Origin of the sequence: Pseudoalteromonas sp. 3D05 (assembly GCF_002723455.1) — a bacterium.
Classification (GTDB): Bacteria; Pseudomonadota; Gammaproteobacteria; order Enterobacterales; family Alteromonadaceae; genus Pseudoalteromonas.
Window position 1 is genome coordinate 14,354 of the sequence record NZ_PDUS01000026.1, and the last position, 26,269, is coordinate 40,622.

A 26,269-nucleotide genomic window follows, 5' to 3' on the forward strand; every position below is an offset into this window, starting at 1 on the left:
GTTTACCTGTATAAAATAGAAGGAAATAGCATCATTTATGAAAGAATCAAACAGTAATGATATACAATATCAATTATAATACTTCCCGAGCTCAAACGCACTAAAAAAGTCCCGCGCATAATACAGTGTGTAATATATTAATCAATTGCGGTCAAAAAATACCATTTTTCAGTAATTGATTGTAAACTAACTATGTTAATAGGAAGTTATAGGGTTATTTACCATCGTGTCGTCAGCCAAAACGCAACTGGACTCCAAAACAATATGGTGTACTTTGCAAGCACTCCCTTATGCTATAGTAATGCGCGATGCCTCGTCCTCGGTGCACTCTAACGCACTTGCTAGAAATATGTTCAACCTTCCTGAGCAAATCGAAATTACTTCTGAAAAATTAAAGCGCATTACTATTACATCAAACTTATCACGCAATACAACTACACTGGCGACCTTCTTGTCTGCTGAACATGCATTAGCGGATGATGATTTTTTAATAAGCCCTTTACACAATAGAGTCCGTGTTAAACTTACAAATATAGATAACCGCACAAGCATTTATATTTTTGACCAATTGAATAATACCACTAAGTCCGATAACTTTGACGAAGTCATCGCTAAAATATCAAGCCAACTCATTGATATACAATCAGACAGTGTTGATAAGAAAATAGAAGATGTGCTACAAACAATTGGCACATTTTGTGATGCCGATCGGAGTTATTTGTTTCAATTTAGCCAAGATGGGATGCTGATGAGTAATACTCATGAGTGGGTCAATCACACCATAATTCCCTTTAAACAACGCTTACAGAATATTCCTCAAGAGGCTCTTCCGTACTTTTTTAGAAAGCTAAAAAGCGAGGGCGTTTTTATTGTCTCTGATGTGAATAAACTGCCTCATGAAGCCGCTCCAGAAAAAGCAGAATTTCAAGCTGAAGGTATAAAGTCCCTATTATGCATAGCATTACACTCTGAAAACGCCTTATTTGGATTTATAGGGTGTGACTGTGTGAGCAATGCACACGATTGGACAGAAACGGATTTAATTAGAATAAAATTAGTTGGTGAAATACTTACTAGCGCATTGAAAAATGCATCCTACAAGCTGCATATTGAACAAATGCAACAACAATTACTTAAAGTAAATAAAGAGCTAGAAACACAAGCCAATATTGATAGCTTGACTTCAATAGCAAACCGGCGCAGGTTTGATCAAACCTTAAAAACTGAAATTCTTCGAGCTGCGCGTGCCAACCAACCTCTCAGCTTAATAATTTGTGATATTGACTACTTTAAACTCTACAACGATAACTATGGCCACCAACAAGGTGATCAGGTTCTTAAAAAGGTAGCTAAAGCACTCCATCGACTATGTAAGCGCGAAGGAGATTTAGCAGCGCGTTACGGAGGTGAAGAGTTTGCAATTATTTTACCTTGCTTAGATAAAGAGCAATGCAGTCAATTTGCGCAGTTATTGCAAAAATGTATTAGCGAGTTGCAAATAGCCCACCCTTTTTCAAGTATATCCAAAAACCTGACTCTAAGTATTGGTTGTTATACCTGTATTCCTGATAAAGCAACCACAGAGGACTCGATGATCCTCGCAGCAGACAGCGCTTTGTACATCGCTAAAAACTCAGGACGTAACACCATCAGCATATTTGATAAATAGCTTGTAGAGCCTTTTTATATGTCAGGCTGCTTAAACAACTTTTACTAGTTGAATTAATACACTAGTGGTAATCTGAAGTTAATTGCAATTGGACACATTTCAAAAACAAGCATCGTTGCTTGATTCTAAGGAGAGCACTTATGGACCCCATTACGCAAATTCTCAACATGGTTTTCACTGTTGAAGCGTTTTTACTTATCTTTGTTTTAGTGCTGCTTAAAAGTAGCGTTAAATTTGTTCCACAAAATCGCGCATGGCTAATAGAGCGCTTTGGTAAATACCAATCAACCAAAGAAGCGGGGCTGAATTTCATTGTACCATTTGTAGATCGCATTGCCGCCGATAGAAGCCTTAAAGAACAGGCACAAGATGTTCCTTCTCAATCAGCTATAACCAAAGACAACATTTCACTTATTGTAGATGGCGTGCTTTATTTTCGCGTACTAGACCCGTACAAAGCAACTTACGGTGTTGATGACTACGTTTTTGCAGTTACACAGTTATCACAAACCACTATGCGTTCTGAGCTTGGTAAAATGGAATTAGATAAAACCTTTGAAGAGCGAGATCTGTTAAATACAAATATCGTCACTGCAATTAACCAAGCGGCTGAGCCTTGGGGCATTCAAGTATTGCGCTATGAAATTAAAGACATTGTACCGCCACAATCTGTAATGGAAGCGATGGAAGCGCAAATGAAAGCGGAGCGTGTAAAACGAGCACAAATCTTAGAGTCAGAGGGTGATCGCCAAGCTAACATCAATGTCGCAGAAGGTAAGAAGCAAGCGCAAGTATTAGCTGCTGAAGCTGACAAAGCTGAACAAATACTGCAAGCAGAAGGTGAGGCAAAAGCAATCATAGCTGTCGCTGAAGCGCAAGCTGATGCACTGCGTAAAGTAGGTGAAGCAGCAGACACTGAAGAAGGTCAAAAAGCGATACAACTCGATTTAGCAACAAAGGCGATTGCCGCAAAAGAAGCCATTGCGCGTGAATCATCCGTTGTTTTGTTGCCTGATAACGGCACCGATGCAAGCTCATTAGTCGCGCAAGGCATGTCAATTATCAACTCATTAAACCAAAAGCAAAAAAGCTAACACAGTGGAGTAACCGATGGAGTATATTGTTAATAATTTACCCGAAGCCTTAATGATCTTAGGTGTAATAGCTCTAATTATCGAAGTGGCTGTGCTTGGGCTATCGACATTTATACTGCTTTTTTTAGGCATCTCATTATTTTCAACCGGCCTAATGATGAACGTAGGCCTGCTTGAAACATCACTAACGACAGCTCTTTGGAGTAATACACTGATCACCTCAGCGTGTGCTGTCTTATTGTGGAAACCGCTAAAGCGCATGCAAAACAACGTAGACAGCAAAGACATAAATAGCGACTTTGCTGAGCTAAATTTTATAATTAAAAATGATGTTGATGATTTAGGTTTAACTACGCATGCGTACTCTGGCATTAATTGGAAATTAAAAAGCCACCAACCATTACCTGCCGGAACCCATGTAAAAGTAATAAAAAAAGAAGTAGGCGTACTTTGGGTTGAAGCAATCTAACACCGACTCTTCAAGCTCGGTAACACAAGTAGCGTGGTTTTAAATACACGCTACTTAACCACACATTTATGACCCCTTATTAATACCCACCTAGGCGCTTATATTATTCTCAAAAAAGCAACAAAACAAAATATTAACAATTGATTTTATTGAAAAATAAATACTTTATAATTTCACTTACTGTGCAATTTTAGCTTGTTTATTGTCATATTTATCGATAGTTTATAAATCCAAAGCTATAATAAAAAAGTAACAATATGATCAGGGTTGAAAACCTTTACCGTACTTACGGTGCCGGTGAAACAAAAGTGATGGCATTAAAAAATGTCTCATTACACATCAAGGAAGGTGAGTTTGTTGCTGTTATGGGCGCGTCCGGCTCAGGTAAATCCACCCTAATGAATATTTTAGGCTGCTTAGATACTCCTTCATCTGGTAACTACCTACTTTCTGGGGAAAGTATAAAAGAAATTGATGATATAAGTCTTTCATCAATTCGTAACAAAAAAATTGGGTTCATTTTTCAAACCTTTCATTTGCTAACCCGTTTAAGCGCACAAGACAACGTTTCTCTTCCACTTCGTTATACTGACATACCCAAACATCAAGCCAACGAGAGAGCCATGGCCATGTTAGACAAAGTGGGTCTTGAGACACGAGCACATCATAAGCCTTTTGAAATGTCCGGTGGTCAACGCCAGCGCGTTGCCATAGCAAGAGCGCTTATAAACGAGCCTAACGTCATATTTGCCGATGAGCCCACAGGAAACCTCGATAGCAAAACATCACATGAAATTATGGAATTACTCTGTACGCTTCATCAACAAGGCCATACCTTAGTCATGGTTACGCACGAAGAAGATATTGCAGCTTACGCAAAGCGTATTATCAGGATGAAAGACGGCGTCGTTATTGAGGACAGCGGATGTTAATTAAACAATACATTAAAACCAGTTTAGTATTCTTGCTGTGCTGCGTTACATATTCAACCCTTGCACAGCCTCTGCTATTAAGTGGTGAGTTAAAAGCAAGTGAACAACAAACTTTTTATGCTCCTAAATCTGATAACTGGCGAGTACAAGTTCAGTGGATGATGGAAGAAGGAGACATTGCTCAACAAGGTGAAATTGTCGTTGTATTCGACAGTGGCTCTATCGCGACCAACATTGAACAAGATGAAGTAAGCTTGGAAGCGGCAAAAGAAGAGTTAGTCCGTATAACCACCAGCAATGAAGAAAAGCAAATTGAAGCTGAGTTTAACTATAAACGCACTGAACTATTAGTTCAACGAGCGCGCATTGATGCTGCCATTCCGCAAGATAACCTGAGCACATATGATTATCAAAAAAATCAACTTGAATTAGAAAAAGCATTAATTAATCGACAAAAATCATCTGAAGAACTTATTCAAGTCAAAACTGAAAACATCGTCGCACATAACAAGCAACAGCTTATCATTGAGCAGCTAAAAACCGACCTGCAGTACAATAAAACTCAACTAGAAAGTATGACTATTTCAGCACTGCGCACAGGGCCTGTGCTCTATGCTAATCACCCATGGAACGGTGAAAAAGCGTTTGTAGGAATGACTGCGCAACCGGGTTGGCAAATTGCTGAAATTCCTGCCATGAGCGAGCTGTATATTGAAGCTTGGATCCACGAAATTGATTATAAAGACCTTAAAGTCGGGCAACAGGCTGACCTTCTCTTTGATGCTTATTTGAAACACCCATTACAGGCCACACTTACTGAAATATCCACTCAACCAGAAGAGCGCTTACAATGGGGTAAAGATGCCTATTTTAGAGCACGTTTTAACTTTACCGCACCAGGTTTAAATCTGTTACCTGGCATGAGTGCAAAATTAACAATGGGAGCTACTGGGCATGAATAAACAGGCCAATTATTTTAAACCGCTACTCATTGTGACCGCGCTATTTCTATCAGCCTGTAGTGAACCCGACAACCAGCACTTTAATGTAAAAAGCAACGATGTTGTGCTCACTGTAAAAGCTAATGGAGAATTAGAGTCATCTTCAAGTGCAATGATTGCCCCGCCCTCTGTGGCTCGTATGTGGCAATATCAAATAAAAACCATGCAACCAGAAAACAGCCATGTGAAAAAAGGCCAAGTAGTTATCTCATTCGATGATAAACCTGTTAGAGACAGGCTAATCGACAAGCAAGGCAAACTGGAAAGAGCAAAAAAACAACTCGAAAATGCGCAAAACAAAGAGTTAATAAAAGAACAAGAGCTGGCTCTTAAAGTTGCTGAAATGAAAATGAATTACGATAGAGCTAAGCGCAGAGCCCAAATAGTTGATAACTCTCGCTCAGAGGTTGATCGTAAAAAATCTCAGATTGATTTTACCATTGCGGACAATGACCTCACTCTTGCCAAGAGTAAACAAGCGTATCAACTACAAAGCAAAAAGCTCAATTTAAAAACTGCAGAAAGTAAGGTTGCGCGCCTTCAAAGCGAAGTTAACGGTTTCTTAAAGGATATTGAACGACTTAAAGTCAAGGCGCCTATTGATGGTTTAGTCACTTATAAAACTAATTATGAGGGCGAAAAGTCATCAATTGGCGAAAGCGTCCAGTTTGGTCAACCTGTTATTGAACTTGCAGTATTACAAGACATGCAAATTAAAGCGCAAATAGATGAACCTGACAGCGGTAAAATAGCGCCTGGCCAAATTGTAAAAATAACGATTGATGGCAGCTCTGAAATCGTTGTCTCAGGTAAAGTTAAACGTTTAGGCCGTGTTTTCACTGAAAAATCGCCTCAAGATAAGCGCCGTATTATTGATGCCATAGTGAGCATTGACGATCTTGATACCAGCATTATTCGTCCTGGATTGACTGCACGACTCGAAATAACAACCGCGGAACTTTCGCAGGTACTTAGTATTCCATTAGCGAGTATTCGATACGACCAAACAGGCCCTTATGTAACAACTACTGAAAACGATAAACAGTTTATTACGATAAGTCATTTTTCAGATAATATTGCTGTCGTTACAAGCGGTTTAAAAGTCGGTGATGAGGTGAAATTATGAAGATATATTTTACATTAGTTGTTTTTTCATCAGTATTGTTAATTGCAGGATGTTCAAAAGAAAATATCGCATCAAGCGCATTGACTTACACGGTTGAGCGACAAGAGTTTTTAACCGAAGTACAAGCTAAGGGTCACCTGATTGCGGCAAATGAGACCATTATTAGTACGCCAGCGTCATCAAAAGGACCACAAACAATAGCTTGGCTCATGCCTGAATACAGCCAAGTTAAAAAAGGGGATGTTATTGCCCGTTTTGACGGCGAGTTAATGCGCCGCCAAAGCCAAAAGCACAACAATAAAGCGGCTCAAACAGCACAAGATTTAACGCAAAAATCAGGGGCTATTGGTAAAGATAGAGCCATCCTAAATCACGATATTGTAATGGTAAATCAAGAAAAGCAATTTGCTGAAGATTATTCTATAGAAGATGAGCGCATTCGTTCAAAACTAGATATCTTAGAAACCCAACAAAACGTTGAATTTTTAAATGCTAAACACGATTATTTCGAATGGCAAACTAAGCGGTTTGAGCAAAGTGCTGCGGGGGAGATCATGCTATTAAAAATGCAGGAAGATCAATACACGCAAAAATTAGCCATGCTTAATACTAACCTGTCTCAACTTGAAATCATTGCCCCCCATGATGGACTGTTAACCCACAATACTAATTGGCGTGGTGAAAAGCCTCGTGCTGGCGAGACTTTATGGCCGGGTCAAAAAATTGCAGCCCTACCTGATATCAGCCAGATGCAATTAAAGCTGTATGTTCCTGAGCGAGAAGCAATCGATTTAGCGCCAGGACAATCACTGCAATTTCAACTGATTGCTTTGCCTGAAAAGCAATTTAACGGCGAGGTCATTAACGTCTCCCCTTTTCCTAAGTCAATAAAGCGCGGCGATCCACAAAAATATTACGAACTAAAGGCTAGCATTACAAAGCAGACGCCTATTTTGCGCCCAGGCTTAAAGCTTGATGCCCGTATTCTCGTTACTCCGCGGAGTGAACGCTTGGTTGTACCTAAGCAAAGTGTATTTACTGAACAAAATGCACATTATGTCTACCTTGAACAATCTGGAGAGTTTGTAAAAACAACGGTTAAGTTGGGTAAACATAACTTAAGTCATGTTGAAATACTAGATGGTTTAACAAGCAAAGATGTTATTTCACTGATAGATATAAAGGACATCCAATGAAGTATCTCAGTTTATTTATCGACACAACCATGGAGCTTGCACAGCATAAATTACGCACGCTGTTAACCTTGTTAGGAATGATCTTTGGTGTTGGGGCCGTTATAGCTATGCTGAATATTGGTGAAGGCGCTGAACGAGAAGCAATGAAAATGATTGACTCCATGGGCTTATATAACTTAATTGTAAATACCAAGGAATTTAATGAAGAAGAGTTAAAGGAGCAACGTAAGCATTCGGCAGGTTTGAGCTTGCGAGACGCACAAGTTGCCCATGAGTCACTCCCATTTATAACCGATTTTGCATCACAAAAGAATGTTAAAACTTACCATATATTTAGTCAGTACACTGACAGCGATAGCCGAGCTATTGGGGTCAGTGCAAATTATTTTGCGTTGTCTCATTTTGAGCTATTTCAAGGTCGTTCGCTAAATCAAGCCGACAATAAGCACTTCGCACAAGTTGCATTACTTGGCGCAAACACGGCTAAACAGCTTTTTCCACTTGGCGATGCACTTGGTCAACAAATAAAGATTAATCACCTGTGGTTCGAAGTTGTAGGGATTTTGCAGGCGCCATATTTGAAAAAGAAAGAATTCCAAGGCATTAAATTGGGCAGTGAACAAAACCAAGTATTTATCCCATTAAGCACCGCATTACACCGCTTTGAAAATGGCTTACTTGAAAGCGAATTAAGCAGTTTGAAATTTGCAATTGATAAGTCTGTAGATCCAATAGTCGCGGCTCAAGCACTTAATCACTTACTCAAAAACCGCCACAGTGATATTGATGATTATGAATTAGTGATACCCGCAGCATTACTTGCACAACAAAAACAAACTCAACAAATTTTTAATATTGTGATGTCGTGTGTAGCTGGCATCTCTTTATTAGTTGGCGGTATTGGGATCATGAACATTATGTTAGCAACCGTTCTAGAGCGCACCAAAGAAATTGGTCTGCTTCGTGCTGTTGGTGCCACGCAAAAAGATATTCGAATACAATTTATTGCCGAGAGCTTTACCATTTCTATCTTCGGGGGCTTACTCGGCGTTGTATTTGGGATTGCTTTATCTGAGATTATTTCTATTTATTCGCAATGGGCTGTATCGTGGTCTATAACTGCCATTTTATTATCATTTAGTATTTGCGCGCTAGTAGGCTTAACTTTCGGTGTTTATCCTGCAATTAAGGCTTCACAGCTTGATCCCATTGAGGCATTGCAAAGTGATTGATAGTTACTTTAAAAAGATACCTAAATAACCTAAACGCTAAAGACGAATAAACACATTTGTTATTTAATATCAGCACATAGCAGTACATTTCTTAACCAGGCTTTAGGTTGTATACGCTCGCAGAGAATATGAAATAGTAGAGGCCGGACATAATGAACTACCAAATAAGCTGTAATCAATCACGTTTAAATATTGATCTCATACATGCGTTCATTTGTGGCACGTATTGGGCGAAAGGGATTCCCATTGAGATTATGCGTAAGGCTATACAAAATTCTTTGTGTTTTGGCGTGTATCATGAGCAAGATGGGCAAGTTGGTTTTGCCAGAGTCATCTCAGATTGCGCAACTTTTGGCTATTTAGCAGACGTATTCATTCTAAAAGAACACCGAGGCAAAGGTTTAAGCAAAATATTACTAACGGAAATTATGGCTCACCCTGATCTACAAAACCTACGTCGCTTTTGTTTAGCGACAGCGGATGCCCATACATTGTATCAGCAGTTTGGTTTTACACCTTTAACTGCCCCTGAAACAATGATGGAAATTCGTGTCGCAGATGTATACCAGCAACTCTAATCAGTAAATCAGATCTTAAACGCTCCTACTTGCTCTTGTAGTCTTGATGCAAGTTCAGCAAGTTCTTGTGAAGCTTGAGCATTTTGCTGTGAGCTCTCACTTACCGACGTAATACTTGAACTAAATTCATTGATATTGCTACTTAATTCATTTGCGACTAATTGCTGTTCTTGGGTTGCAGTTGATACCTGCGTGTTCATATCAGATATTTCAGTAACTTCATGATTAATCTCACTTAACACTTGAGACGAGTACTGAGCATGATCAACACTTTCTTTTGCACTACTTTCAGCATTTTCCATTGCACCAACTGCTTGTTGCGCCATGGTTTGCAATTTAGTGATCATTTCATTGATACTGGCTGTCGCTTTTTGGGTATTGTGGGCGAGCTGCCTGACTTCATCTGCTACAACAGCAAAACCGCGGCCAGAGTCACCAGCTCGTGCAGCTTCTATCGCCGCATTCAGAGCAAGCAAGTTAGTTTGCTCAGCAACCCCTTGAATCATCATTACTACTTGGTTTATCTCATTTGTTTGGGCGTTTAAATCCGTTATTAACACGGTATTTTGATTGACCAATGCAGACAAGGTATTAATCGACTCAATATTATCTGCTACGGCTTGCTGCCCTTGTTGCGCTTTTGTGTCGGCATTGGCTGCTTTCTCTGATGTAGCACAGGCATTGTGCGCAACTTGCTCTATGGCGCTGCTCATTTGGGTAATTGCTGTTGCAATCATAGCTGACTGCTGCTCTTGCTCAGTTGCTGTGCTGGCAACTTGTATACTTATAGAGTTCATTTGTTCAGCAGCCGATGAAAGCGTTAAAGTCGCCCCTGCCATATCGGTTACTAGCGTATGAATTCGCGATAGCATAGCATTAAAATTCTGTGCAGTATCTGCTATCTCATCGCTTCCTTTTACCTCTGCTCGAAGCGTCAAATCGGCGCCACTCGCTATTTGAGTAATAGTTTGACGCAAACACATTACAGGGTTTTGTATTGACCGATAAATAAAATAAGCCACAACTAATAAAAGTAAAATGAGTATTACAATGGCTGCTATCATGGCGAATCTAATTAGTTGATAGTTCTCATCTGCTTGTTGTTTAAAGCTATTTGCCTCTTTAAGCTGTAAATCTATTAAATCTTGGTAACTGCTGCTGAGGGGATCAAAAAGCGCATAAAGATCTGCAACGAATTGCTTTTGCGATAATGACGAAAATTCGCCGTTGTTAATCGCCTCTAACAAAGCACTTATATGGCCTTGTACTGGTAAAAGTTTATTTTCGACACTAGACACAAGCCGCAATTCTTCACTTGTCAGCGTTGTTTGTAAGTAGGCTTGCCATTGTTGCTCTGCTGTACTTTTAGCGTCGTTTACTGCAGATATAAGCGAAGTACGCTCAATAGTCCCTGCACGGTATTTATGCAACAAATCAACAATATTTACAGCATAATTATCTGATACCGATTTTATCTGTTTAAGCGGAACAATACGGTCATCATATAAACTATCAATCCCTGATACTAATCGCCCCATGGTGCTTATTGAATAAATAGACACAATGGAAAATACTATTAAAGGCAGTAATGCTAATACAGCCAGGCGAGTACGAACTGAATAGTTATTTAACATCTCTATCTCGCAATACTTAATTGATAAGCTTAGTATAATAGCAATTCTTAGTTTGCGTTATTTTTTATGCAATAAATTACACCTGTTAGGCTAAAGTGGTTATAGTTAATGTATTTAAACAAGGTAGGTATAGCATTATGCGCTTGCGTTCATTCACAAAGTTTGTTGGTTTTGTATTGCTATGTCATGTGTTTAGTTTGTGTGCGCAAGAAAACGTGATTAACCTTCACTTAGCAACGCCGAGTGATATCAATTCGCCAAAAAATGATTACATGCATGCATTGCTGCGTGCAAGCCTGAAAAAAGAAAACTTTGAGGTTAAATTTACTTACTCAACCATCCCGATGAATCGTAAACGAGCCATTGAAGAGCTAAGCCACGAAGGCAGCATTAATTTAGCCTGGTTTTCTATGTCTAAAAGCGCACATTCAAACCTTGTTCACACCACACTCCCGCTGTACAAAGGCCTTCATGGAAAGCGATTGCTAATGATCAATCAGTCGCAACAACACCGCTTTGCAAATATCAATTCACTCGATGAGCTAAAACCACTCGTCGCTTTGCAAAAGCATACTTGGTCTGATTACGATGTCTTAATAAGGAATGGCCTAACAGTGAATGGCGAACATGACTATGATGTAATGCTTAAGTTATTAGCCACAGGATTGGCTGATTACTTTCCTCGTTCAGTCTCAGCAATTGCAACTGAAATAGCAAAACAACCTTACAAGCAGCTTGTGATAGAACCTACAATAATGTTGCAATACGATAATTTCTATCACTTCTATGCCCATAAAAAAGACCAGTTGCTCGTAACAAGACTACAAAGTGGTTTATTAAAACTGCAACAAAGCGGTGAGTTCGACGAACTCTATCAACGTTATATTAACCGCTCATACAGTGCTTTGAACTTACCTTCTAGAAAGGTATTTAACTTAAAATAAGGCAATTACGATGGCTCTTTTAATTCGTCTACTCAGCTACATCATTGTGTTTGGAATTGGTTTTGCAGCAGGCATGTATGCCTTGCCAATTCTCACAGCACCCGCATCACCCAGTAAACTAGAGCTTGTCAATCATGCGCAAAAAGCGATGTATACAGGAGAGTTTAAGGCCGAATTACCGGGCTCTGATTTTCTGCATTTCGCACAAGGTCAGGTAAAATTAAGCAATAGCCACATTTCGTTTGAAGGGGAAATTAGCCCTGGCCCAGACTATCAAATTTATTTGGCTGATCGCTTTGTAGACAATGAAACTGAGTTCCTTGCATTTAAAGGAACATTCACAAGAGTGGCAAGCATCAAAACGTTCAACAGCTTTATAGTCAAGATACCGCAAGACATTAATATTGCAGATTTTAATACAGTAATCATTTGGTGCGAAAGCTTTGACGAATTTATTAGTGCAGCCAAATACCAATAAACTTACCGTGTTGGTTCAAACCCGTCATAATGAGCGAGCTTTGCATCAAAGTCTTCCCAATTTGCTTTAGAGCTGCAAAAGTTATGACTGAGTGGGCGCTCATTAATATCACTGTCTAAAATACCTAATCGTAATCTCAAGCGCGTTGGGTCATCGAGATTCTCACTGTAAACTGGACTGCCGCAAGCTGTACAAAAGTGACGAATACGACCCGGTTTAAATTCAAAAGCCGTTAAACTTTCTTGGCCTTTAACAACTTTAAAATCAGCACGTTGAACAAAACCATTCGTAGCAAAGGCTGTGCCGCTAGACTTTCTGCATAATGAGCAATGGCAATGGATAATACTGCTTATTGGGCCATTGACCTCAATCGCTACTTTTTTACACAAACAACTTCCTTGGTACATGCATTTTCCAATAAATCTCTCCAATTATTTTAAAACATACCACAAGCGCCTATTTTAAGACACGAAAAAAGTCGCCTTTGGAGAGGGCGACTTTGGAGAATAACAGTCATGGGTGTATGGCTGTTAAATCAAGAGTTTTTAAGCAGCGTCACTGTTTTGCTCAGTGTGACGAATTAAGTAATCAAATGCACCAAGGCTTGCTGTTGCTCCACTGCCCATTGCAATGATAATTTGCTTAAATGGTGTATTAGTTGCGTCACCTGCACCATACACACCCGGTAATGAGGTAGCACCTTTAGCGTCTACTAAAATCTCGCCAAATTGACTGAGTTCCAACTCTGAGTCTTTCAACCATTCAGTATTAGGAATTAAGCCAATTTGGACAAAAATACCGGCTAAGCTCAGGTTTCTACTTTCACCTGTTACACGGTCTTTGTAAGCTAGCCCAGTGACTTTGTTACCATCACCTACCACCTCTGTGGTTTGAGCATTTTTAATAATAGTAATATTATTTAAGCTGTTTGCTTTGCGGATCAGAACCTCATCAGCGCGTAATGTATCTGCAAATTCAAGTACCGTTACATGCTCTACAATATTTGCTAAATCAATTGCGGCTTCAATACCGGAGTTACCCCCCCCAATTACAGCTACTGGTTTACCTTTGAATAGAGGACCATCACAATGTGGGCAATACGCTACACCATGGCCACGATATTCTTGCTCTCCTGGCACATTCATTTCACGCCAGCGAGCCCCGGTTGCAAGCACTAATGATTTGGCTTTTAAGGTAGCACCGTTTTCTAGGGTAATTTCGTACTGATTATTGACGCGTTCAAGCCCTGCAGCACGTTGGTTATGCATTACATCTACATCGTATTCTTTAACATGCTCTTCAAGCTGTGCTACAAGCTTTGGTCCTTCAGTGGCTTTAACAGAGATAAAGTTTTCAATACCAAGTGTATCTGCAACTTGCCCACCAAACCGCTCTGCAACAATACCGGTATTTAAACCTTTACGCGCAGAGTAAATAGCTGCGGACGCACCTGCTGGGCCGCCGCCTACAACCAGTACGTCAAATTTATCTTTTTTGCTAAGTGCCGCAGCTTGGCGAGCCGCCCCTTTACTATCTACTTTGTTTAATATATCAGTTAGGCTCAATGCACCTTGGCTAAATGGTTCGCCATTTAAATAAACAGCCGGTACTGCTAAAATGTTGCGCTCTTCTACTTCCTCTTGAAATAGCGCGCCATCAATCATTGTTGCTTTAATATTGCTATTAGTAGCCGCCATCGTGTTTAGCGCCTGAACTACTTGTGGGCACGTTTGGCAACTCAAGCTGATGTAAATCTCAAAATTAAGTTCTTGCTCAAGTGATTGTATTTGTTCAATGTCTTCACTTTTTGCTTTATTTTCGTGTCCGCCGGTATGCAAAAGTGCCAACACTAAACTTGTAAATTCGTGTCCCATCGGTACGCCAGCAAACGTAATATGGGTATTTTTAGCCGATGAGTGAACAACCATAGACGGGCGGCGGGCGCGAGTGTCGGGGTTGTTAATCACCGTAAATTTATCGCTTAGTGATGCTAAATCATTTGCTAAGCTTTCGACTTCTGCTGATTTTTTGCTGTCATCCAAGGCAATAAGCAGCTCAACAGGTTGTGTAAGCGATTCAAAATGACTTTTTAACTGGTTCTTTATGTTGTTATCTAACATGGCTTAATCCTTACGTGGAAATTTGAGCAGCAAACCTCCCACACCAAGTTTCGGATGTGCTTAATAAACGATATTAATATGGGAGGAGCCAACAGCGATCACTGCTGGCTTGAGGGCAGTTGCCTGCCCTTTTATTACAGGTAAAAACTATATTTAGATTTTACCAACTAGGTCTAGTGAAGGGGCAAGTGTGTCTTCACCTGGCTGCCAAGATGCAGGACAAACTTCACCGTCGTGAGTGGCTATGTATTGAGCAGCTTGTACTTTACGTACTAACTCTTTGGCACTTCGACCAATACCTAAATCGTGAGTTTCGATAACCTTAATTTCACCTTCTGGGTTCATTACAAATGTACCACGAAGCGCTAAGCCATCATCTTCAATCATGACACCAAAGCTACGTGTAATACGGCCAGTTGGGTCACCAATCATAGGGTAAGTAATTTTACCGATTGTGTCTGACGTGTCATGCCATGCTTTATGGGTAAAATGTGTATCAGTTGATACTGAGTAAACTTCTACGCCCATCTCTTGAAGCTGTGCATAATGATCTGCAAGGTCACCTAACTCAGTTGGACATACAAATGTGAAATCTGCAGGGTAAAAGAAGAAGATTGACCACTTACCAAGTACATCTTTTTCAGATACTTCTACAAAATCACCATTGTGGTATGCCGTTGCGTTGAAAGGTTGAATTTTTGTGTTAATTAATGAAGTGCTCATAGTATTCCTCATTGATATTTAAGATTAAAGTTGCCCAACGCAAGCAATATGTTTGGCCTATCGCGTTGGCTTGATTAATACAATAAGCCCATTCATAAATTAAATAAAATTGATTGTTTAGATTAAAACAATCAACTTTTCAGATTGAACTTTTATAATCCACATTACGTATTTACTTTGTTGAGTGTATTGCTGCTACAATAGCGGCGCTATGAAACTGTATTTTAAGGGTCTGCTGTAATGGAAAAATTTATCAATCACATCCAACTTGGTTATTTAGGCTTATTGCCCTTTCTTGGTTGTGTGGGGTGGCCATTAATTACTGGCAGCAATAGTGTTAACCTGGAGTTTTTTACCTTTTACAGTATCGCTATCTTAGCGTTTATGGCCGGTAACCAATGGCATGCTGGCAATCAAAGTTACAGCGGCGCAATCAAAGCTGTCGCCCCTGTTATACCAATTCCTTTTCTTACATTTTTACCTATTGAATGGATGCTTGCATGGCTGGGCACGAGTTTTTGGCTTGTATTATTTTTTGAAAAGTCGACATTAGCGTGGAAAACATATCACCCTGACTACCAAAAAATGCGATTTATTCTGACATCCGTTGTTTTTGTATGCCATATATTAATGATTGGCATGAGTGTCTACCCAGAGTAAACGCCGCTGTGGTGCTCAAGGGTTGAATGTTGTAGTATCTGCCTCCTTATATTAAGGAGCTTGCATGATAGACCAATTGCGCCAACAACTCGATCAACTCGGTGAAAATTATGTTGAAAAAAATGGCTTGTTCAAGATTAAAGTACTGCCATTTTTTTGTGCTATACATATAAAAAAGGATCGCAAAGGAGAAGGACGTTTATCGTTTTATTCAAACCAGTTAATCGAAATATTCTTAGTGGTACTTTTCCTGTTATTTGGTGTCATGATTTTTGATCCCACAGCAGGTTTTACGCATGGACCAGTGCATATTGTGTTTGCTGTTTTGATTACATTTAACCTGATTCTAAAGCAAATCGCCATCGAAGGGCTGAAAACCCGAATAGCTTTGTTGGCTGTGGCTCACAAACGAGCAACTGAAAACTAACTTGCTGTGGTTTTTTCTGCTATACCTTAAATAACGACTTAGCATAAGGTATGTGATGAAGCACCCCTATTGGATAGTAATAATTTGGCTGTTTGTTCTAGTGTGTAGCTTGCAGCTTTTCTACAGTGAACTGTTTGATATTGATATTATAGAGGAGCTTTTTTGGGCTGCGCTATCAGTATCGTTGACATTACAAGTATATGCATACATTAGTAACAAACTCTTAGTTTCTGCATGGCTTATCTATTGCACAGGGCTTGTATTAGATTTGCTTGATGATCTAATCGATACAGAAATTTTTCCTGTTTTGCTTTTCGATACTGCCCTTAAAAATATTGGCTTTTTATTAACTTGTATGGGTTTATATCTATTAATTATAGAAAAGCGCAAGACGATTAGAAAATTAAACCACGAAATACAACTTAGCCAAGCCCTTCAGCAACAATTAGAATTAGAAGCAAACCAAGACCAATTGACTAGCTTAGGTAATCGTCGCGCGTGCTTCACTCGCTTTGAACAACTGAAAAACCATTACCAGCGTGTTTATTATTTTGACCTAGATAACTTTAAATTCGCAAATGATAAATATGGCCACCAATGTGGCGACCTCATTTTAACCAGCTTTGCCAAACGATTGTCTAATAAGTTTAAACAACACAATTGCTTTCGGCTTGGCGGCGATGAATTCATTGCATTTTGTAATGACGACAGCCCTAATTTGAATGAGCTTCGTGAATACTTAACGGCAGATATGAGGGAATTTCAGGTGAGTGTAAGCATTGGCATTGCTCCAATTTGCGCAGAGCAAGACCCTGATACCATTTTACATAATGCAGATCAAAATATGTATATTGATAAATCACATAAAGCGGAACGCAGCAAAGCATCTTTTTGATATAATTATTGTATGAATGAATCTAATGAATAATTAAATGTATTTAAACCCTAAATGGCGCATCCTCACTGTGGGTGATGGCGATCTGTCTTTTTCATATGCTCTGTTTAATGCAATTAAACCCAGCACCCTTGTTGCATCAACCTACGACAGTAAAAAAACTCTTTGCGATAAATACAGTGATAACGCATTCGAATTATTAGAAAAAGCCGCGGTTAGTGTACTGACTCAGTTTGACGTAACCTGCCAATCTGATTGGCAACGCCTAGGCGAGCAAAAGTTTGATCTGGTGATATTTCAATTTCCTCTCATTCCTGCTTTTAAAAGTGAGCATGTTTTTAAATCACAAACTCAATCAACAAGTGCCAACACACTCAATCGGGCTCTATTACATCAATTTATAAAGAACGCCTGCCAGTTCGCTCTTGATAAAGCTGGAGCTCAACTTTGCTATATTACTTCTAAAGATGTGAAACCGTACTTACATTGGAACATTGAAGGTAGCTTAGTCCAAAATCTTGATGCACATTACCTCGGCCAAATGAACTTTGACATAACACAATTCCCTGGCTATAAAATCCGCAACGTCGATAGAGACAAGCACGTCAAAGATACTAGTGGAATTACCTATGTATTTAGCCCAGAGCAAAACAATGCGCTATGTAATGTGTTTAGCTACCCAAGCTATTTAACCAAAAATCATTGTGGCCTGTGCCGAGCAGGTCCGTTTTGCTTTGACGAAGATAAACAAAAGCACTTTAAAGCAAAAAAGCATCAACAAATGTTAAAATTAGAAGCCGACTGGCAGCAATGGCTTACACAATTTTATAAAAGGGACAATGCATGAACTTTGTAATCGTTGGGACAAACTTTATTAGTGATACTTTATTAAAAGCAGCACTCACAGTCAGCGAATTTACCCTTTATGGCGTATGCTCACGTGAGGTATCAACCGGTGAAGCTTTTTTAGCAAAGCATAATCAACTCGACGCCAAAGTATTTACTAACATTGAGCAAGTGTGTGCTGACAAACAGGTAGATGCCGTTTACATTGCCGCACCAAATAGCTTACACATGAACTATGCAATTTGTTGTTTAGAAGCAAAAAAGCATGTGCTTGGTGAAAAGCCCTCTGCCGCTAACAGTGCTGAACTAACAAAAATAATTAAAGCAGCAAAGCAAAACCAGTGCCTCTATATGGAAGCGATGATGACCACACTTCTTCCAAACTTTGAACGATTAAAATTAGCGATTAATAAAATTGGTACGCCAAGAAAATATATCGGTCAATTTAGTCAATATTCTTCGCGCTATGACAAATATAAAAATGGTGAACAACCCAATACCTTTTTACCTGAATTTGCCAATGGCGCATTAGTCGATTTAGGCATATACCCATTATACATTATAATCGCATTGTGGGGACCACCAAATAGCGTACAAGCAAGTGGCATTTTGCTTGATACCGGTGTTGACGGTGCCGGCGATATATTACTTAATTATGATACCAAGCAAGCGGTCATTAATTACTCAAAAATATCACAAGGCGATAACTTTACTGAAATCCAAGGTGAGAAAGGTCGTATTCGAATAGAGTCAGTGTCATTACTTAAAAATATCACCTTTATCGCAAACAACGGTTCTGTAGAAAACTTATCGTCTGAGTTTGATGAAAACTATATGCGTCATGAAATCGTGCATTTTATTTCAACAATAAATGCAAAATCCAGCGAATCTTCAGTAAATACCCATAAATTATCTCAGCATGTAATGGCTGTTCTTGATCAAGCAAGACAACAACTCGGGGTTGTTTACCCCAACGACTTAACTTAATGCAAACAATAGGGCTGCCAAGCTGCAGCCCCAAATCCTGTACCCTAATATAGGCATTGCACACAGTATAAAAACCTCTTTATCTTTTTTACATTTTATTTTTTATTGCACTATATTTATTAATAACAACAACAAGCTCATCGGTGGCTATCTTGTCTATTAGGTATATGTTACGCGCAGTTTTCGCAGCAACCATCAGCCTCGCAGTCGGCTTATTGGTTATTATACTTTTACTCAAAGAAGGCTTAGAGGAGAGTCAATATTCTGCTCAACAACGCTACTCTTTAAGTCATCTAGCTAAGTTATCGTCGTCTAATTCAATCAAATTAACAGAGCTTGCACGCCAGCATGTTGTGACACTAGAGCAAAGTTATAAAGATGATTATTTTGAACTCGTAGGGCAAATTCAAGGTGATATTGCTTGGTTGGATGGTACAAAAAGAAGCTATGTGACACGTCTAAAACAATACAATGTGGCAGCTTCCGACCTTGCATTACTCGAAAAATCTAACAGCCTGTCTCTGGATTTAATAAACACTGAAGAAAAAGCATTTGCGATGATCGCAAACCTTATTGGTAAATCACCCAACCAATTAAATGACCAAGAAACAAACAACTGGATTGCGGCTATTTCTCTTTTAACTGATGCAGCATATATGGCCGAGGTAGAAAAAATTCAACAACCTGTGCAGGCCTTTTTATCCTCAATTAAAGTAAAAAGCGCAGCACTTGTGAGTGAAAACAACAGCCGGGTGACTACGTTAAGTTTTACCAGCACACTAGTTGTACTTGCCATTATCGTCACATTAATTTTATGCTACTTGCAGCTTGAGAAAAAAGTTATTAAAACAACACAACGACTCATTAAAGAGGCAAATAGAATCTCTCAAGGCGATTTATCACGCTATATTGAGCATTCTGGGAATGATGAAATTGCAAAACTTGCCGATAGCTTTAATGTAATGATTGATAAGCTTTCAAACTTGCTTAAAGAAATAAATAGTCAATCAGAACAAGCGCAAATTTCTGCAAACAACCTTGATGAGGTTTCTCAACAAGCTAAAGTATTAAATGATAAACAAAGCCATGCCATTGAAATCATTTCAAGTTCGGTATACGAGAACTCAACAGCCGTAAAAGAAGTGTCGCAAAACTGTGCTGAAGCGGCGCAAAGTGCAACATCTGCAAATGAAAAAACCCAACAAGGTTTAAGTGTTGTCGTTCAAGGAATAAAATCGGTCGAATCAGTTGCAACAACATTAACTGAATCTTTAGGAGATCTTAACAACCTTGAAAACTCAGTCAACGAAGTGACTGTTATACTTAGTGTAATCAGTAATATTGCCGAGCAAACTAATTTATTGGCACTCAATGCAGCTATCGAAGCTGCTCGGGCGGGCGAACAAGGCCGAGGGTTTGCTGTAGTCGCAGACGAAGTAAGAACTTTAGCAAGCAGAACGCAAAGTTCAACCATCGAGATACAAGAAAAAATTACCTCACTCCAGTCTGCTAGTAGTGCTGTTACTGAGCGAATACGCGCTAGTGATAACCAGATTAAGGAGGCAGTAATCAATTCAGAAAAAGTGGGGGATATGCTCAAAGAGATCAGCATTCAAGCAAATTCAATCTCTGATGCAAACTTGACTATTGCGTCGGCATCTGAGGAGCAATCACAGGTAACGGAAGACATTGCGCAACGGCTCAATGATGTGCAAGACACAAGTCGACAAACTCAAATGCAGACGGAGAAAATTTCGCAATCATCCAGTGAGCTTGCCGACTTAGCGAATAACTTGAATACGCAAATTAACCGATTTAAACTCAATTGACCATTTACTTGTATACCCAAACCACCTCAAGACGTGAGTGTTAGTTGCAGTTAACAGTGATTTAGCAAGGCATTGATTGCAAGTTAGTTGTTCTATTGTAAAAATCGATAACGCAGTATAAATCGCTTATAAACCAGCCGTTTGGGCATTTCACAAGTACTTATTCTTATGGTTGTTACTTTCTAAGAGGGTCTGCCATTGTGGCAAAGTAATGCCTCGATATTTAGCCACTGTGAAACGCTGAATTGTGTATCCTGATGTGGCTTTGGCATAGACTACTTGGTCTGCCGTGCATTTAGCCATGGCAATTTTGAATAGCTGATTAAAAATCATTTTAAAGCAAGTGCTTATGCGGCAAATCAAGATCAAGTTGGTTACAGGCGTCTATAACAATCATGGTATTTATCGAAAAACATTTCTTAAAAGCCAAAAGGTAAGTAGAATCGCCGCAAATTTAGCTTCACCATTTTCAAAAGGACAGTGATGCTGCGCTCTATCCATCCATTTTTTATTGCGGTTATTTGTGTATTGCTGGCTATGGTCACTATTCAATCTGGCGCGTCAGTTGCAAAACAACTGTTTCCTTTGATTGGCCCTGAAGGCACCACCGCCTTACGTTTAGGTTTTTCTGCTGCTATTTTATGCCTTGTCTTTAAACCTTGGAAAACGTTTCCTCCTTTAGGTCAGCGCGTACCTGTCATTGTCTATGGTTTAAGCCTAGGAGGCATGAATATTTTGTTTTACTATGCCATTGAGCTTATCCCTCTTGGCATTGCTGTTGCCCTTGAGTTCACAGGCCCCTTGGCTGTGGCCTTATTATCTTCACGAAAAAAACGCGATTTATTTTGGGTTGCATGTGCAATAACTGGCATAGTTTTACTGCTTCCAGATATGAATGGTGAAGAACGCTTAGACCCTTTAGGTGTAATTTTAGCCTTAGGTGCGGGTGCCTGCTGGGCCTTTTATATTTTGTTTGGCAAAAAAACCGGAAATCAGGGTTCAGGCGGAATGACGGTTGCATTGGGAATGAGCGTTGCTGCCATTGTGCTAGTGCCTTATGGCGCATTTCACCAAGGTTTAGCTTTACTGAGTTGGGAAGTTATTCCGCTTGGGTTTTTAGTAGCAATCATGTCAAGTGCACTCCCCTACACGCTAGAAATGGTTGCACTTCGCAATATGCCGGCACAAGGTTTTAGCATTATGATGAGTTTGGAGCCAGCTGTTGCTGCTTTAGCTGGTTTTATAATTCTTGCAGAACTGTTGAGTATGTGGCAGTGGCTCGCAATTTTGCTGGTAATTGTTGCTTCTATTGGTAGCTCTATGTCCAATTCAAAAAGTAACTAATTTTTAGTTTAATGCAATATGATTTCAGTCAAATGCTTTATGCATTGCTTACTCTGCTTATTGAATGAGCTGCTCAGAATTGGTGTTACCTTTAAAAATAGTCACTCCAATACAGGCCGAAACATTACGATTCGGCTCTTTAATAGGCAACAGCTATGAACACAACTTTCTCTATTAAGACGCTTGAAACAGCGAAGTAAAGGTGAATACCCAAGCCACCTCTATATACAGAATTCAGCGTTACACGGGTGCTTAATCTCAAGACGTTACGTTGCAATAGTGGCAGTACCTGTGAAACGCTCAAATAGCTGATCTAAAAACGATTTATACTGTGTTATTGATTTTAACAATAGAACCAATATAACTTGCAATCAGTGCCCTGCCTAAATCGCTTTTAGTTCCAACTGAAGCTAGTACCTTGCGGTAGTTTGGGTAAGTTCATCGCATTTATCACATTAAATAGACATGTGTCGTTTACGATTTGTTTGATGCTCGCTTTTCTATCACTCTTTTTACCGCTTCTTCTATTGCATGCAACTTAAATGGCTTTGATATAAACATATCCATGCCAGCTTCCGTACATGCCAGTTTATCGGTTGCAGACGTATTGGCTGTTAAAGCTACAATGAGCGTGTCTTCAACAGTGCTGATATTTTGTTCTCTCAATATTTGAGTAGCTTCAAGGCCATCTAACACAGGCATCACGCAATCCATAAATATGAGGTCATACTTATGCTGTTTACATTTAAACACCGCATCTTGACCATCAACGGCCATATCAGCTTTTATATTAAGTTTTTCTAATGATGCATCTAAAACGAGCCGATTGATTTGATTATCATCAACCACCAGCACAGATAAACAACTGGTATCTATTGTGCCATCACTTGCTTGTAACGTCTCGTCCTGCCTTTTGCCTACCTTTAAGGGGATATGCAAAGAAAAAGTAGTGCCTTGGAGGTAAGTACTGTCCACAATAATGGAGCCACTCATGTATTCAACAAGCTCTTTGACTATCGCTAAACCTAGGCCACTGCCCCCTACGCTTTTTTGTCTATCTACTTCTTGCGTGAACGGAGAAAAAAGTGATTCTAGAAATGCTTCAGTCATTCCTCTTCCAGTGTCACTAACTTTGATATCAAGTGATAAATCGTTATTCGATTTCACTGCAATCACTGAAAATTCAACACAGCCAGCTTCGGTAAATTTAAGCGCATTACTTAATAAATTAGAAACAATTTGACTCAATCTCGTGTTATCGCAGTATGCCCAACAATCATCAGCAACATTAATATTGGTTTTAAATTCAACTTTTGCTGCCTTAAATAATGGGATGTATAAGGAGATCAAATCAACAAAAATAGTTTTTAATAGAAAATGATTAGGCTCGAGCTTTAATTCACCGTGATTTATTTTTGAAAAATCCATTACTTCATTAATGATATTCAATAGAATATCTGCACTTCTTAGCGCTACTTTTAATTTTTCTACGCGACGGGTTTCATCTTTCTCGCCTAACAAAGTTGTCAGCATTCCAGTTATACCATTTAACGGTGTGCGAAGTTCATGGCTTATTTTAGCTAATAGCATACTTCGGTCTTCTAGCATCCTTTGCGCTAAAGCTTGTTTATTTTTTAACGCAAGTCTCAATTCAACTGACTCTGTAACCTCTTGAAGTGTCCCAAATAACCTAACACATTTGCCATCAACCATTTCAGCCTCGCCAAAGGATGATACCCAAATATGCTTGCCCTTCGCAGTCAACAACTCAAGCTCTAAGTGCCATTTTTCACCCGATTTTATTGCTTTTTCAACGGCTTTGTTTATGTCCTCTTGGCTTTTTCCTGCTTTAAAGAACTCAGTCGTTGACTTAAGGTCTGGTTGAAATGACATAGGAACTTGATATATTCGTCTTACTTGATCACTGCACGTTACTTTTCTATTTAATAAATCCACCTCCCACGTTCCAATATTAGCTACACTCTCAAGTTTGAGCAGTGTGTTGTTATTTTTTATTAACTGCTTGGATGCCATTCGCCTTGCAAACTCAGCCCCTAGCCACTGTGCAAATAGCTCGACGTAGTCGTAAGCTTGTTCTGTAAAAGGTTTGGATGCTTTAGATGCAGAAAAGTTAACTGTGCCATAGGTCTCTGCGCCCACCTTTATAGGTGCACCAATATACGACTCCAACTGAAAATTTATATAACAGGGATGGTTTGCAATTCGGCTGGTGGATGCTTGATGAAACGCCAGTGCACCGTCAGCCGCTAATGTGTGAAGGCAATAAGTTCCTGATAATTCAAAACTTGTGTTAACAGGCAATGAGTCATCGGGTGTGATTACATACTTAACGAGGTAAGATTCTTCGGCTATTTTACTCACAATCGCAATATCGAGATTGAATACTTCGAGCCCAAAACTCAATAAACTATAAATTTTTTCATCAAAACTTTGAGTTTGATCCGATACAATATCGTGAAATCTTCGTAGGAATTTCAACCGTTTCCTTCCTTGTTTACAAAACAAAATGAACCGTTTTTAACAATAAGATACCCTCTGTTAAAGGTCAATTAATCTTATGCTTTTATTGTACTTAACTGAGCTTTAAACACTCTTTACAAACTTTGGGGTCTGTTTATCTTTGCGGATTAAAATTTATTCAAGCCAGGGGCGTTTTAGTCGCGGCGCGAGGTTTGCAACCTAGTGGGCTAAGTAAAAACCAAGCAAAGCTTACGCGTCCTGCTCATGCCCCTTACCACCATCCATGTAAGCAACAAAAAGTAAATCGTCCCTAGGCAGAACCCCAAGGGCAGCGCCTGTATAGCATTGAAAGATAAACAGACCCTAGTACGTATAATAAGAATGTCGAATTAGAAATATGTATCTTACTAGCAGATATGTATATACTAAATCCAATTGAAGTAAGAAAAATAAACCTATGACAACTCAAAAAAAGAAAAGTAATTTTTTCAGTAACCTTATTTTTAATATTATTTTACCTGCGGTTATCCTAAGTCGTTTTAGTACACCGGACACACTTGGTCCTGTCTGGGCGGTTGTTGTTGCACTCGCATTTCCGTTATTTTTTGGCTTATGGGAACTCAAGCAATCTGGGAAAGTTAATTTTTTCTCTATATTAGGGATTATAAGTGTCTTACTCACTGGGGGAATAAGTTTATTTGAACTTGACCCTAAGTACATCGCCATTAAGGAAGCGATGGTGCCAGCCATTATTGGCATCATCGTACTTATTAGCCAATACACCCCCTACCCACTGATCAGAAAGTTATTAATTAACCCTGAACTGTTAGATATTGAAAAGCTTACTCAAGCCCTTGATGATCAAAATAATACAGCTGTTTTTGATAAAAAAATGCGGTTAGCGGGATTTATTGTTGCTAGTGCGTTCTTTTTATCAGCAACATTAAATTATTTTTTGGCTAAAGCCATTGTGGTTAGTATGCCTGGTACAACTGAGTACGCAGAAGAGTTAGGTCGCATGACATGGCTCAGTTACCCGGTCATTGTTGCCCCTACAATGGTGTTGTTGGTTGGTGCGATTATCTTTACCTTTATGCAAATAGGTAAGCTGACAAAGCAACCTATTGATGACTTTATATTGCAATAATATGTTCAATGTTAGTGAACCATTTGCATTGTTTAAAACAACATAAAACAAGCGCGGCGCTTCAAATTTACTTCATTTACCGCGCTTATTTTCATTAATACACTATTGCGCTTGAGAAACTTCAACAGGTGTTTTATCCGCTAACAAGTATTTATCAAGCCATTGTTCTTGCTCCCAAAGCACATGTAATAAGCTCTTGCGCGCTTTATAGCCATGTGCTTCGTATGGCAGCATAACCAAGCGAGCTTCTTTACCTAATCCTTTGAGGGCAGCGTACATACGCTCACTTTGCATAGGGAAAGTGCCGTGAGATTAAGAGTGGGTCTTCTTGTGCTCACGGCCTCGATTAAAGTAATCGTTATTCACCCTTTACTTGTGTATCACTTTCATTTAGCAAGTATTTATCAAGCCATTGTTCTTGCTCCCAAAGCACATGTAATAAGCTCTTGCGCGCTTT

General features: G+C 39.3%; 24 protein-coding genes and 1 pseudogene. 19 read left to right on the forward strand and 6 right to left on the reverse strand.

What is annotated here, in order from left to right:
- The first annotated feature begins 274 nt into the window (after positions 1 to 274).
- The 9 genes from CSC79_RS18575 to CSC79_RS18615 all read left to right on the forward strand — a co-directional run bounded on the left by CSC79_RS18575 (position 275) and on the right by CSC79_RS18615 (position 9,297).
- Positions 275 to 1,669, forward strand: a complete 1,395-nt coding sequence (locus CSC79_RS18575) for a diguanylate cyclase (RefSeq protein ID WP_237114063.1) — start codon at positions 275 to 277, stop codon at positions 1,667 to 1,669.
- Positions 1,670 to 1,809: 140 nt separating this feature from the next.
- A complete protein-coding gene (locus tag CSC79_RS18580; protein ID WP_099297416.1) occupies positions 1,810 to 2,763 on the forward strand; it encodes a slipin family protein in 954 nt (317 codons plus the stop codon).
- A 16-nt stretch (positions 2,764 to 2,779) separates the two neighbouring features.
- A complete protein-coding gene (locus CSC79_RS18585) occupies positions 2,780 to 3,232 on the forward strand; it encodes an activity regulator of membrane protease YbbK (protein ID WP_099297418.1) in 453 nt (150 codons plus the stop codon).
- 257 nt (positions 3,233 to 3,489) lie between these two features.
- Entirely contained in the window at positions 3,490 to 4,164 is a 675-nt protein-coding gene (locus tag CSC79_RS18590) for an ABC transporter ATP-binding protein (protein WP_099297420.1), read from the forward strand.
- On the forward strand, positions 4,158 to 5,126 hold the full coding sequence (locus CSC79_RS18595) for an HlyD family secretion protein (RefSeq protein WP_099297422.1): 969 nt from the start codon (positions 4,158 to 4,160) through the stop codon (positions 5,124 to 5,126). Before CSC79_RS18590 ends, CSC79_RS18595 begins: the two co-directional genes overlap by 7 nt.
- Positions 5,119 to 6,291 (forward strand): HlyD family efflux transporter periplasmic adaptor subunit, encoded by a 1,173-nt coding sequence (locus tag CSC79_RS18600; protein ID WP_099297424.1) that lies wholly within the window; start codon positions 5,119 to 5,121, stop codon positions 6,289 to 6,291. Before CSC79_RS18595 ends, CSC79_RS18600 begins: the two co-directional genes overlap by 8 nt.
- The gene (locus tag CSC79_RS18605) at positions 6,288 to 7,487 is read left to right on the forward strand and encodes an efflux RND transporter periplasmic adaptor subunit (RefSeq protein WP_099297426.1); all 1,200 of its coding nucleotides are present in this window, start codon (positions 6,288 to 6,290) and stop codon (positions 7,485 to 7,487) included. Before CSC79_RS18600 ends, CSC79_RS18605 begins: the two co-directional genes overlap by 4 nt.
- Positions 7,484 to 8,719, forward strand: a complete 1,236-nt coding sequence (locus CSC79_RS18610) for an ABC transporter permease (protein WP_099297428.1) — start codon at positions 7,484 to 7,486, stop codon at positions 8,717 to 8,719. The genes CSC79_RS18605 and CSC79_RS18610 overlap by 4 nt, the downstream gene beginning before the upstream one ends.
- A 152-nt stretch (positions 8,720 to 8,871) precedes the next feature.
- Positions 8,872 to 9,297, forward strand: coding sequence for a GNAT family N-acetyltransferase (locus tag CSC79_RS18615; RefSeq protein WP_099297430.1), 426 nt, complete (start codon positions 8,872 to 8,874; stop codon positions 9,295 to 9,297).
- An 8-nt stretch (positions 9,298 to 9,305) separates the two neighbouring features.
- Here the strand turns inward: CSC79_RS18615 and CSC79_RS18620 are convergent, their stop codons facing one another.
- Positions 9,306 to 10,931 carry a methyl-accepting chemotaxis protein gene (locus tag CSC79_RS18620; protein WP_099297432.1) on the reverse strand — a complete coding sequence of 542 codons (1,626 nt, stop codon included), beginning with the start codon at positions 10,929 to 10,931 and terminating at the stop codon, positions 9,306 to 9,308.
- A gap of 137 nt (positions 10,932 to 11,068) precedes the next feature.
- Here CSC79_RS18620 and CSC79_RS18625 point away from each other — a divergent pair, with 137 nt between their 5' ends.
- Positions 11,069 to 11,875: a transporter substrate-binding domain-containing protein gene (locus tag CSC79_RS18625; protein WP_099297434.1), complete on the forward strand. Its 807-nt coding sequence runs from the start codon at positions 11,069 to 11,071 to the stop codon at positions 11,873 to 11,875.
- A gap of 10 nt (positions 11,876 to 11,885) precedes the next feature.
- Positions 11,886 to 12,353 (forward strand): DM13 domain-containing protein, encoded by a 468-nt coding sequence (locus CSC79_RS18630; RefSeq protein WP_099297436.1) that lies wholly within the window; start codon positions 11,886 to 11,888, stop codon positions 12,351 to 12,353.
- Positions 12,354 to 12,355: 2 nt separating this feature from the next.
- Here CSC79_RS18630 and CSC79_RS18635 read toward each other — a convergent pair whose 3' ends face one another.
- The 3 genes from CSC79_RS18635 to ahpC form a co-directional block, all read right to left on the reverse strand.
- On the reverse strand, positions 12,356 to 12,760 hold the full coding sequence (locus tag CSC79_RS18635) for a GFA family protein (protein ID WP_099297438.1): 405 nt from the start codon (positions 12,758 to 12,760) through the stop codon (positions 12,356 to 12,358).
- A gap of 138 nt (positions 12,761 to 12,898) precedes the next feature.
- On the reverse strand, positions 12,899 to 14,473 hold the full coding sequence (ahpF, locus tag CSC79_RS18640) for an alkyl hydroperoxide reductase subunit F (protein WP_099297440.1): 1,575 nt from the start codon (positions 14,471 to 14,473) through the stop codon (positions 12,899 to 12,901).
- A 153-nt stretch (positions 14,474 to 14,626) separates the two neighbouring features.
- The gene (gene ahpC / locus CSC79_RS18645) at positions 14,627 to 15,196 is read right to left on the reverse strand and encodes an alkyl hydroperoxide reductase subunit C (RefSeq protein WP_099297442.1); all 570 of its coding nucleotides are present in this window, start codon (positions 15,194 to 15,196) and stop codon (positions 14,627 to 14,629) included.
- A gap of 240 nt (positions 15,197 to 15,436) precedes the next feature.
- Between ahpC and CSC79_RS18650 the strand changes: the two genes are divergently transcribed.
- From CSC79_RS18650 to CSC79_RS18685, 7 genes are all read left to right on the forward strand, one after another.
- Positions 15,437 to 15,856 (forward strand): DUF3429 domain-containing protein, encoded by a 420-nt coding sequence (locus tag CSC79_RS18650; protein WP_099297444.1) that lies wholly within the window; start codon positions 15,437 to 15,439, stop codon positions 15,854 to 15,856.
- Between the two features lie 64 nt (positions 15,857 to 15,920).
- The gene (locus CSC79_RS18655; RefSeq protein WP_099297446.1) at positions 15,921 to 16,283 is read left to right on the forward strand and encodes a hypothetical protein; all 363 of its coding nucleotides are present in this window, start codon (positions 15,921 to 15,923) and stop codon (positions 16,281 to 16,283) included.
- A gap of 55 nt (positions 16,284 to 16,338) precedes the next feature.
- Entirely contained in the window at positions 16,339 to 17,178 is an 840-nt protein-coding gene (locus CSC79_RS18660; RefSeq protein ID WP_099297448.1) for a GGDEF domain-containing protein, read from the forward strand.
- Between the two features lie 37 nt (positions 17,179 to 17,215).
- Complete coding sequence (locus CSC79_RS18665) at positions 17,216 to 18,025, forward strand: class I SAM-dependent methyltransferase (RefSeq protein WP_099297450.1); 810 nt, start codon at positions 17,216 to 17,218, stop codon at positions 18,023 to 18,025.
- Complete coding sequence (locus CSC79_RS18670; RefSeq protein ID WP_099297452.1) at positions 18,022 to 19,011, forward strand: Gfo/Idh/MocA family oxidoreductase; 990 nt, start codon at positions 18,022 to 18,024, stop codon at positions 19,009 to 19,011. Before CSC79_RS18665 ends, CSC79_RS18670 begins: the two co-directional genes overlap by 4 nt.
- 167 nt (positions 19,012 to 19,178) lie before the next feature.
- Positions 19,179 to 20,840 (forward strand): methyl-accepting chemotaxis protein, encoded by a 1,662-nt coding sequence (locus CSC79_RS18675; RefSeq protein WP_099297454.1) that lies wholly within the window; start codon positions 19,179 to 19,181, stop codon positions 20,838 to 20,840.
- Between the two features lie 483 nt (positions 20,841 to 21,323).
- Complete coding sequence (locus CSC79_RS18685; RefSeq protein ID WP_099297458.1) at positions 21,324 to 22,184, forward strand: DMT family transporter; 861 nt, start codon at positions 21,324 to 21,326, stop codon at positions 22,182 to 22,184.
- Positions 22,185 to 22,658: 474 nt separating this feature from the next.
- Here CSC79_RS18685 and CSC79_RS18690 read toward each other — a convergent pair whose 3' ends face one another.
- Complete coding sequence (locus CSC79_RS18690; RefSeq protein WP_099297460.1) at positions 22,659 to 24,683, reverse strand: ATP-binding protein; 2,025 nt, start codon at positions 24,681 to 24,683, stop codon at positions 22,659 to 22,661.
- Between the two features lie 439 nt (positions 24,684 to 25,122).
- Here CSC79_RS18690 and CSC79_RS18695 point away from each other — a divergent pair, with 439 nt between their 5' ends.
- Positions 25,123 to 25,812, forward strand: a complete 690-nt coding sequence (locus CSC79_RS18695; protein ID WP_099297462.1) for a VC0807 family protein — start codon at positions 25,123 to 25,125, stop codon at positions 25,810 to 25,812.
- A gap of 102 nt (positions 25,813 to 25,914) precedes the next feature.
- Here the strand turns inward: CSC79_RS18695 and CSC79_RS18700 are convergent.
- Positions 25,915 to 26,118 (reverse strand): annotated as a pseudogene (locus CSC79_RS18700) (hypothetical protein); the annotation flags it as partial.
- Positions 26,119 to 26,269 lie beyond the last annotated feature (151 nt).

What these genes read in the sequence shown, in the direction of transcription:
- CSC79_RS18580 (WP_099297416.1), top strand. Translation starts at nt 1,810, where the DNA reads ATGGACCCCATTACGCAAATTCTCAACATGGTTTTCACTGTTGAAGCG.
- CSC79_RS18585 (WP_099297418.1), top strand. Translation starts at nt 2,780, where the DNA reads ATGGAGTATATTGTTAATAATTTACCCGAAGCCTTAATGATCTTAGGT.
- CSC79_RS18590 (WP_099297420.1), top strand. Translation starts at nt 3,490, where the DNA reads ATGATCAGGGTTGAAAACCTTTACCGTACTTACGGTGCCGGTGAAACA.
- CSC79_RS18595 (WP_099297422.1), top strand. Translation starts at nt 4,158, where the DNA reads ATGTTAATTAAACAATACATTAAAACCAGTTTAGTATTCTTGCTGTGC.
- CSC79_RS18600 (WP_099297424.1), top strand. Translation starts at nt 5,119, where the DNA reads ATGAATAAACAGGCCAATTATTTTAAACCGCTACTCATTGTGACCGCG.
- CSC79_RS18605 (WP_099297426.1), top strand. Translation starts at nt 6,288, where the DNA reads ATGAAGATATATTTTACATTAGTTGTTTTTTCATCAGTATTGTTAATT.
- CSC79_RS18610 (WP_099297428.1), top strand. Translation starts at nt 7,484, where the DNA reads ATGAAGTATCTCAGTTTATTTATCGACACAACCATGGAGCTTGCACAG.
- CSC79_RS18615 (WP_099297430.1), top strand. Translation starts at nt 8,872, where the DNA reads ATGAACTACCAAATAAGCTGTAATCAATCACGTTTAAATATTGATCTC.
- CSC79_RS18620 (WP_099297432.1), bottom strand. Translation starts at nt 10,931, where the DNA reads ATGTTAAATAACTATTCAGTTCGTACTCGCCTGGCTGTATTAGCATTA.
- CSC79_RS18625 (WP_099297434.1), top strand. Translation starts at nt 11,069, where the DNA reads ATGCGCTTGCGTTCATTCACAAAGTTTGTTGGTTTTGTATTGCTATGT.
- CSC79_RS18630 (WP_099297436.1), top strand. Translation starts at nt 11,886, where the DNA reads ATGGCTCTTTTAATTCGTCTACTCAGCTACATCATTGTGTTTGGAATT.
- CSC79_RS18635 (WP_099297438.1), bottom strand. Translation starts at nt 12,760, where the DNA reads ATGTACCAAGGAAGTTGTTTGTGTAAAAAAGTAGCGATTGAGGTCAAT.
- ahpF (WP_099297440.1), bottom strand. Translation starts at nt 14,473, where the DNA reads ATGTTAGATAACAACATAAAGAACCAGTTAAAAAGTCATTTTGAATCG.
- ahpC (WP_099297442.1), bottom strand. Translation starts at nt 15,196, where the DNA reads ATGAGCACTTCATTAATTAACACAAAAATTCAACCTTTCAACGCAACG.
- CSC79_RS18650 (WP_099297444.1), top strand. Translation starts at nt 15,437, where the DNA reads ATGGAAAAATTTATCAATCACATCCAACTTGGTTATTTAGGCTTATTG.
- CSC79_RS18655 (WP_099297446.1), top strand. Translation starts at nt 15,921, where the DNA reads ATGATAGACCAATTGCGCCAACAACTCGATCAACTCGGTGAAAATTAT.
- CSC79_RS18660 (WP_099297448.1), top strand. Translation starts at nt 16,339, where the DNA reads ATGAAGCACCCCTATTGGATAGTAATAATTTGGCTGTTTGTTCTAGTG.
- CSC79_RS18665 (WP_099297450.1), top strand. Translation starts at nt 17,216, where the DNA reads ATGTATTTAAACCCTAAATGGCGCATCCTCACTGTGGGTGATGGCGAT.
- CSC79_RS18670 (WP_099297452.1), top strand. Translation starts at nt 18,022, where the DNA reads ATGAACTTTGTAATCGTTGGGACAAACTTTATTAGTGATACTTTATTA.
- CSC79_RS18675 (WP_099297454.1), top strand. Translation starts at nt 19,179, where the DNA reads ATGTTACGCGCAGTTTTCGCAGCAACCATCAGCCTCGCAGTCGGCTTA.
- CSC79_RS18685 (WP_099297458.1), top strand. Translation starts at nt 21,324, where the DNA reads ATGCTGCGCTCTATCCATCCATTTTTTATTGCGGTTATTTGTGTATTG.
- CSC79_RS18695 (WP_099297462.1), top strand. Translation starts at nt 25,123, where the DNA reads ATGACAACTCAAAAAAAGAAAAGTAATTTTTTCAGTAACCTTATTTTT.